The 9,670-nt window shown below is 39.3% G+C and carries 4 protein-coding genes; all 4 read right to left on the bottom strand.

The genetic code is table 11. The features are described from left to right. A partial coding sequence (locus MD536_RS20845) for a hypothetical protein (protein ID WP_239603735.1) occupies window positions 1-3,295 on the bottom strand: 3,295 nt, incomplete at its 3' end. 593 nt (window positions 3,296-3,888) lie between these two features. Further along, window positions 3,889-5,157, bottom strand: coding sequence for an IS701 family transposase (locus MD536_RS20840; RefSeq protein ID WP_262916067.1), 1,269 nt, complete (start codon window positions 5,155-5,157; stop codon window positions 3,889-3,891). A gap of 268 nt (window positions 5,158-5,425) precedes the next feature. Next, a complete protein-coding gene (locus tag MD536_RS20835; protein ID WP_239603733.1) occupies window positions 5,426-5,710 on the bottom strand; it encodes a colicin immunity domain-containing protein in 285 nt (94 codons plus the stop codon). Then, on the bottom strand, window positions 5,704-9,670 hold a 3,967-nt coding region (locus MD536_RS20830), incomplete at its 5' end, for a colicin D domain-containing protein (protein ID WP_239603732.1). The genes MD536_RS20830 and MD536_RS20835, both read right to left, overlap by 7 nt.

Genomic DNA, 9,670 nt, shown 5'->3' with positions numbered 1-9,670 from the left:
AAGTAAAAGCAACATCTGCCAACGAAGCGCCTGACACCTCTGCCACCACCTCCGTATTCGTTGAATCATACAAATACGATACCGGCTGATTACCACGCTTGGTCACCTGATCCAACACACTACTACCACGCATCACTACACTCGCATCCAACTCATACCGACTATCCTTCACTAACGAATTACCTGAAAGAGAAACTTTCTGAAAATTTGTTGTATTATTTAAAACAGGAATAGAACTATACTCAGATCGCTTGGGTATATTTTCGGTTGATGACCAAACATAATCTAGGTAGGTGGCTGATTTAAGTGTGTTATTTAATTTTGAAACAATTTCAACAGGTTCCAGCATATTTTTAGAAACCATCCCTAAAACGCCTTTATAATTTGTTGCAGCATTATTAAATGCGTTAGTTAAACAATTTGCAAAACTCCCTACTATTAACGGATCATTGTAATCTTCTCGGCAATCAATGAAATTGCTTCTTGCCTGGTATTGACAAGCGAGATAATCCTGATATGCATTAGCTCTACACGTCCCTGAACTACCGCAGGCAGCTGCGGCCGCTTGATATTGACTTAAACAGGTTGAAAGTGCACTATTATACGAGGATGTACAGTTTGAGATACTGGTACAGGTTGAAGGTAATAAATCACTGGGGTAAGTTATTTCTGATACTTGTAATTGATTTTTACTATTTAAACTTGATTTTTTCGTTGCTAAATAATGATTCGGGCTTGCAAAATATGTAGTATCATAGTTTTCCATCATCAAACCAGATTCAAATGAACGGGTATGAGTTACTATTTTGGATAAATATTTAGTATTCTGTTCATATCTGGTACCTAAATACCTGGTATTTCCAGGAACTGAAATAGTCTGAACTATTAAACCCAAATAACCTGGATCATTAAAGTTTGAATACTCTGGATAATTGAATTGTTCCTCTAACAAGTCACCTGCCTGATTAAATACCTGCCTTTGTCTTAACTGACCTCTTAAAAAATCATACGTCTTTGGAGCTTCTGGAAAATTAGGAATATCATTACTGCAATAGGTTCTATCAACATTCGTTATAGCAATTGAATTACCATTAATTTGCCATGGCTGTGAACCATAAAATCTGTTTACTTCATATCCATTATTTGCTTGATAAACTTTTACTTCATTATAACCAATATGACTGCCCTGTGTTTGATCCATAGGACGCAGATTAGCTCCAGATTTGTAATATGATCTAAAACCAGGCCCCTGATCACATTCTATACAACCATTGATACTGCAAGGTATTGTATAACCATTATTAGGCGTCCAATAACCGATATCTCTTTGCATATCATTTCTAATAACCTGAACACAGGTAGGTTTTCCGTACAAAACTCCAGTAGACTGTGAATTGAAATTATAATCAAAACTTTGAATAATATTAGAGGTTCCTGGACTAGCTTTCTTGGTTATTGTTTTTATCCTTGCACCTCCAACAACCATATTTTCAGATGCGTCCACTAGCTGAGCAGCACTAATGGTACCAGTTGCGCCAATACCAGTACTTGGACAATCTTTTGTCACAACAAGTTTATATGTACCCGAGGTAGGAAGATTAAAATCCAATGTTTGAGAAGAATTGGGGGCGGCCTGAAGAATTTGCAATGAAGTTCCTCCTAATGTCATAAGATAAAGAAATGCGGTTTGAGTACCCCCATTACTACCCAGCACAAGTTTATGCATACCAGCATTTAAGGCAACTGTAGTTTCTCTTGACCCGTACATTGGAGATGAGTATCCAATAGAAATAGAACCCTTTTGAACAAAGGAATTGGTCGTTTTCGCAATCCATACCCTATTTGCTTCAAATTCAAAATCAGTACTTCCACCAGTTGGATAGGTTATTTTGTTTAATAATCCTCCACGCATAGCAGGCCAGGCAGGATTTCGATTAGCCCCAGATACAGTGGTTGTACCTTCTAAGGTGTAAGTAGGAACTAATTTGGTATTTGTCGTCACCCCATTGATATATCCCCAAAAATCCTGACCAAAGGATAACCTCCTTGGAACCAATTCTGTATGATAAGTAAAAGCAGTAGGGTTTATGGACTGCGTCCCGTCGCAGGATACTTTTTGAAATGAATTCAACTTTAAACGTTTCTTATCTGATGTAATTCCATAGGAAGAGAAATATCCTGCTAAGGGTGTAGTATTATCAATAAAATAATCAGTATTAAAAATATACTTGTCCTTACAAGCTCCATTAAATAAAACTGAAATAGAAGAAAGTGGCCTGGCCTGTGAATTTGCGTCGTCAATTAATGAGGGTGTAGAACTACCACTTAAATCTGTCCGAAGTTCACCAGCATCAAAAACTACCTTCCCATTTGAAAATACGATTTCACTTAACCGAACACCCAGAACCATATTCTTAATTAATTCATAATCGAATCCAGTTGCATTTCCATCCAATGGGAAAGTAGATAATGTGAAATATGAGTAATTTTCCTGAACATAATTCAATGTAATTGAGAACAACTGGTCAGGTGAAGTAATTTTATTTAGAAACCAGCTGGAAGTTACATTTGCAGAAGTAATTCCATTAGAAGCTGTGGAAGCTTTTGTTATTTCTATTGGATCGATGTCAGTAGTTGATGCTGTTTTACCAAATGAGTAAATCACACCATCTGGCGTTGTTACAGTAAATGAACTTATACTTCCAATACCTGAATATTCGGCCGATATTTTCAAATCCTGTTGAGGAAATATTAAAGGCAATCGATCATCTCTAAAAATGAATTTCCCACTGTAATTTCCAAAGTTGAAGAAAAATATATCTGGCTCACCATCTTTATACCCCCTGGCAATATCTTCCCAATCTTCCATTTGCTCTCCTAAATGGGGGACCATTATATGACGCGAGAAACCATTGTCGCTATAGTAACCATGACTATGGCCGCTAACATTACTGGTTCCTCTTTCGTCTGGTGCACCAACTACTGAGCGTGTAATTACCCCACCAGCATTTAATGTCCACCCGGCGCCCACCCAGCTTGCAGGTTCTAATACTTTTAAACCTGAAGCATGATAACTTAAAGAAATATCCAGATTCAAAGGACCTTCTTTAACTGAATAAATTGGGAAACCGATTGTTGGAAGTCCTGTGTGAAGATTTACTGGTTGATCAACAAATTTACCAAGACTCCCAGCAGTAGGAGAAGCTATTGATATATCATTGTATGTATTGGTTTGAGAGAAACTGAATACAACAAAGCAAAGCATTAGCAATAGCAAAAAAAACTTTTTTGACATTCCAGTAGATATTAACAGTTGATGACTATTGAGTAGGATTAAACAGAATTGAATCAAAACTGAATTTATCTACCAGATAGACCGAATCACAACTTGAACTAAAACTTTCAAGTGAAAATTAGGTTTAATCAGATTAGAAGTATAAGCAGTTTCTGTTTCGATTACGAAAGAAGAAAATGTTTGCTAAAAAAACAACCCGTGAAAACACGGTATTTTTTTCTAAAGAATTTAGTATTTGAAAATCAGAATCAGAACAAGTTGATTTTCAATATTCGTTTTACACTGAAAAAGAAAATGATGGCAAGAAGTGAATTCAATTATTACACCAACAGGCGTTTGCTAGGTACGAATAGGTGAAATATTACAGAATAGATTAATGCAATTAGAGCAACTAAATACACGAACCTCGTTTATACTAAGTTTTTTAGATGAGAAGAAAAACAATCAACGAAAAATCTGTTTGAAGTAAATATATAAAACATTAAACGCTGAAACACTTACCAATGTTGCATTACAGCCTATCCAATTTTCACGCCATAAAAATGCCCGGCCAATTGACCGGGAATTCTAAAATTCATACTAACTCTATTTTGTCACATTCGTAAATACAGAGATTTTCTTACCAAACGCTTGTCTGGCGGTTGTTTCGATAGGATGTAATCTAATAAATCTTCGATGGTCCTTTTTACAAAATGAAGCGACGATTTGATGGTTTGTAAAACATCTTGTGTTGTCAGCCATAATTTTTCTTTTTCATAGTGAACTATTTTTTCCTGGTTTAAGAATAATTGTGCCAGCATAATCATGGCCATATGTTTTAGCCAGCTTTCTTCACTTCTTGTCTGATATTGGTTCAACCCCAGTTCTTTTTCTCCTTCCCGGAAGGCCTTTTCTATAAAGTAACGTTTGCATTGCCGGTAAGCTAATTCCTGTAATGAGGATCCCGGGCAATGACAAAAGCTATATTTTATGGTTCCGTCTTTGTCTTCCCTGATCAATAGCGTTACCAGTTGCTTGCGATTGGTCAATGGATTTATAATATAGACTTCTCTGGAATGGAACCATGCCTGTAATTTTTTACTGCCGCTTTGATGACGAACGGTAATAAATTTCCATTGTGTTGGTAACAAACTCGCGGCATATGCCTTAATGGAGACGGAAGGTCGGTTTGGTTTTGCAAGCTTCGATTTGCGACCTCTAGCACCCGGCTGCTGAACTGGAATGCGCATTTGAAAAGGCTCGAGCCAGATTTGAAGGTTATCCTGTACATCCGCTACGAACTCAATGTCATTTTTAATCAAATCCGCCAGCAGTGCAGCATCCCGGCCATAAAAAGCGTCAAAGCAAATCCAGCGAACAGGTAGTTTCAGTTCCTTCATTACATGCCGGATGATGCTTTTAGCCTGTTCAATCTTACTGCCATTGGTGGCTGTTCCAAATAAAGAGGCTTGCACCAGATTCACCAGCGAGCCCGCACACAGGGCGCCAAAAACACCTACCTGACAGTTCTCAATTTTGCCTACCTGGCCGCAATATTGACGTTTTACACCCGCCGAATGACGTCCTTTTTTAGGATTTCCGGCTTCATCGATAATAAGACAACTGTCTTCTGTAAGCCCCAGTGATTCGATAAGTTTCCAAAACTGCAGGGTTACTACATCCATCACCTGGCGGACGTTCCATTTAGACTGTGTGATAAAATGATGTAAGCGTTGTTGATTCGACTCCTGAAGTTCCATGGCCATCTGCTGACAATTGCGGCGACGGCAAAGGAGCAGACCCTTTAAATAAACCAGGGCATTGCCCGATACCTTACGGGTGAGTGTGAAAAAAAGAAACTCAAAACGGAGAAGAAAATTCAATAACCGACTCTCTACGAGTCGGAAATTATATATTTTCGTCCCATAGTTTTTTTTATTTACACCCCGTGAGTTTCTACTCGTGGGGTGTGTCTTTTTTCTGACCGCTAAATTACGTGAATTCCGCGTCCGGCGTGCGTTTCGTCCCTAAAAAATTCAAAGAACTAAATTTGACAAAATAGAGCTAACGGTGTAATTACCAAATAAAAGTCAACTAAAACCTAGCTCTTATTTTCACCAAATATTTTTAGCAATATTTTCACCATATTCATTAGCCGCTTATTGCCTTTCTTAACTTCCTAAGGGCAACTTTTGCTCTTCCCCAAAGCTCGTGGTCATCTAAATCTCCTTCATCTCTAATTTGTGAATCAGAACAATAATTATCAACATCGCTAAATAAAATAGAAATAATTTTATGAATTTCCGGAGAATAATCAGAAGGATCGGTTCTATGAATTTCAAGAAATTTCCTTTCAAATTCTGAAGCTTCTATATCATTGTTTACGAATTCAGATAATAAATTAAGATACTTTTTTATATATATATTATTTACCATAAAAATCCTTTTGATAAAACATCCGTTACTTGTGCAGGACTTAGTCTAGCTCCAGTTATGAATTGACCACTTGGTGTGGCAACAACATTTAAGCCGGTTTTAGGGTTTAAGTAAAAAACAACTGCAGTATTTGAGTTACGATAGAACCCTTGAATAATCTGTGTCCCTTCAGCATTAATATGTCTATTTATTGCAGAATAGAATTCGAATCCTCTCTTTGTGCTATAATTTCCTACTACTCCAAAATCAATTGCATGTTTAAATTTTTTTTGAAGTTGAATTACTGTTGTTTGCAGTATGCGGCTTGTAGCACCTACACTAACCACAGTCCCCCCCACACTAGCAATTCTTCCAATAGGCAGTGAAGATGCAATTTGTATTGTAGCAGTTGAGTTGTCTTGAATTACTCCATACGTATCACTTCCTGTAAGATATGTTTTTATGCCATTAACGAAATTTGCAAGTGGATTCCACCTATTCAATTCATACAAAAAATCACCTCCAGTATTATGATCATTAAAAAATTCATACCATTTGTAATCACCACCGTATTTCGATGCATTTCCTTTATCCTTTTGAGTATTTGATCCTGCTTTTAACATTGACATCGATGCTCCCTTAGTACCACTAGAACCACTACAATTTTTACATTTTTGTTTTTTTTCAGTAAATACAAATTCATCTAAATCTTTATCACGCTTCATTCTCTCTCCATTAATTACCGTATCTTTTGAAGGTGTTAAACCTAAAGGATCATTAAAAGAAATTGGATTATTAAACGCAAAAGAGTATGGACTCCAATCCTCCGTTATTTCACTCCATGGATCTATTTGATGGAACCTCCCAATCTGCGGATCGTAGCCTCTAAAAGCAGTCGAGTACAACTCCAAACCAGCCCCATCACTGAACTCCTTGTTCTCCAACTCTGTCCCATCATTAAATTTATACCGATTCTCCAACTTTCCCATGGCTCGGGAACTGATTCCCGCCATCGTTAACCCAAACGGATAATAATGCGTCTCTTCCAGAATAGGGCCCCGCGCGTGCGTCAGGTTAAAGTTATCAAAATATACTAATTCATCCGACTCATTGCTGAAGTATACATAGGCATACCCGTTTTTCTTTACCTGTACTGCATTCGCACCCATCCGCGACAATGTTCCCCAACTACCGACAGTGTAGGTTACTGGCACCACTTTACTGTTGGTGGCATCAAACTGGAACTGCTCATTGAACAACAAAATATGCAGGTAGGCTTTCGGGGCCTGGTTGGAACCACTGGTATTGTTGGGCGTATTCAGTGCATTGACCAGGGCTGTTTGAGCAGACAGGTCCGATCCCAGGCTGGCTGCGCCACTTTTGATTACACTGCTTGGGGATGCCGAGGTGGCGATCAAGGTAGCTAGGTTGGCCACCAGGCTATTAATGCCATTGGCACCTGTATTATTGGCATTGGTGGTGGTATAATAAAACTGGACGCTGGCCTGCAACGTATCGCCACTCATTACCTTCAGTAGTTTGGCAGCGCCAATTGCCCCCTGGCTCTTACGGGTCAACATTGCATTGGTGCCCGTACTGTGTGCGGTTCTACTGGCCACTACATTGATGCTTTGACCAGATTTATTTTCCCAGAACTTATCCTGATTTTGTACTTCTGCACCGCCTGCCGTCCCTTCGAAGCTTAAGGTCGGATAGGTTTCTGAACTGGTTTCTTCTGTTAGCACCATCCGCACATTGCCCAGGTGATCCTTTAAAAAATAATCATACTGTAGCTGCGCTGGTGTAGCACCCAGAGCTTCCGTAAAGCGGATGCGTCCTTCCTCATGACCGATCAATTGCAACCGGTACGCATACTCCTCCACGTTATTTACCTTGCGACTCTCATACACCAGCCCCATCACATAATCGGTCGTGGTTTCTACTTTGGTACCAGCAGTACTAATGTCTTCGGTATATTTCCTCAGCTTATTGCCCGCTGCATCATAGGTATAAATAATAAAACCCCGACTGGTACCCGCCGTTTTACGTACGGTAATTTGTGCCGGCAGGTTTAAATAATTGTACACAATACCGGCAGTTCCAGCGGCACTACCATCAGCCACAGCTATATCTTTGTTCAGATCCTTTACCAGATTACCATTCCCATCGTACTCATAGTCCACCGTTGCCGTTGTCTTCGACTGCGTGTGATTCGATGACACCTTAAAATCGCCAATCAGACTGGCAGGTACATTGTTTCCATCAATAACATTTTTTAGTTTATTCGAGTTTGAATAGTACGTATAAGACAGATTGTCGATTTGATAGGACTGGTTAGGCTTCCAACCCCATTGATCCATTCCCCGGATGTTTCCGTTTCGGTCATAAAAGATATTACGTGTATTAAAATTGAGATTTGCACTTACATTCTGACTGAATAAACTTGTCGTTAATCGATTGACCTCATCATAGCTAAAGGTCAACTTCCTGATAACTTCATTGTCGCCTGCCGTTTTCCAGTTGGTTGATGCAATATTACCATTGTATTGATTTGTGTGAGTTCCCCAACTTGTGTTTCGGTCGTATCCCAATTCAAAAGCAAAATAACGATCTGAACCTAATACATTAACATCATTTTTATTTACACCCAACAACCAATTTCTGATGTTATAAGTATACGACAGGTTAGCTAACGCACTGGTAGGTGCTGACGGTTTGGCACCCAGGTTCTTGTCTTTTAACTGCCCTAGTCCATCGTATTTTAGTATTGCTGTAGTTTTATAGGCAGCAGGCAGCGTCCCATTATTCACCAGGCTATGACTTACCTTCTTTTCTATACTCGACTGCCGCCACAGGTCATCGTATGTGTATTTTGTTGCAACGAGGGTTGCCTGTTCGGAGCTACCGATTACCTGCTGCCGTAAGATGCTATGCAATAGGGCGCCATTCCAGCTATACTGATTGCTTACAATATCTAACCCACCCACCAGGTTGTCGGTTTGGGATTGGATCATCCGCCCTTTTTGATCATACAGCATTACCCCATTTAACACTGTTGCGCTACCTAACACTTTTGTTTTGGTGCGGGTGGGATTGCCCAATGAGATCACCACTGGCAACGGTTCCTCACTATACGCCGGACTTGCCAGGTAACTTAGATCCATCAGAGCACTTGTTTTGTACGTAGCAACATAAGGAGTACTGGTAGTACAACAAGTGTAAAACACGTTATAGGCATCATACCCGGTTTCTGTTAACACTTCATCGGCAGTAAAACTGGAAGGAGTGGGATAAGCAGTACTTGCATAAGCCTGATCACAGTGGTATTGATGGTTCAGGTAATTTGCATTATCGGTAACTATACCTGTCTTAATGGGTCGATTGTAATTATCATACTGTGTATACACCCATTGCTTTTGAGCACGCATCACCGAGTCCTGTGCCATCACCAGGCGGTCTCTTGCATCATACACCATTCGAACCTCCCCAGCTCCAGGTACCTTTTTAACAATTAGACGTCCACGTTTATCATATACGTATCTGAAGCATTGCTCAAACAACAGACTAATATTATTGAGCACCCATCCTGCAGTCTCAACTGCTTTTACACCTTCTGGTTGAATAACACAACGCAACTGACCCAAATCATCATAGATATAATAAGTACACAACCAGTTTTGATGAGTTTGACCTGTTCCATTATCCTGTGAGCCGGCAACAGCCATTACTTTTTTTAATATCAATCGCCCATCCATATCAGTAAACTCTAATACTTGATTACCTGCTTCATCTTTAGAACTATTTTTGAATAATTTTCCCGGATCATATATACCTGGTGAGATATAATTTCCAAGTTTTCCGAAGCCTGCTTGTTCAGTCACATTCCAAATTCTAATTGCATCCGCAGCAGTATTAAAATAACGTTTTGATTCCACTCCTCTTCCTGCACCTACCCAGGATTCTCCCGGTGCCATTTGTTTG

The sequence above is a fragment of the Flavihumibacter cheonanensis genome (assembly GCF_022352215.1).
Lineage (GTDB): Bacteria > Bacteroidota > Bacteroidia > Chitinophagales > Chitinophagaceae > Flavihumibacter > Flavihumibacter cheonanensis.
This window is presented reverse-complemented; position numbering and strand designations above follow the sequence as displayed.

Coding starts and splice junctions, on each gene's coding strand:
- MD536_RS20835 (WP_239603733.1), bottom strand. CDS start 5,710: ATGGTAAATAATATATATATAAAAAAGTATCTTAATTTATTATCTGAA.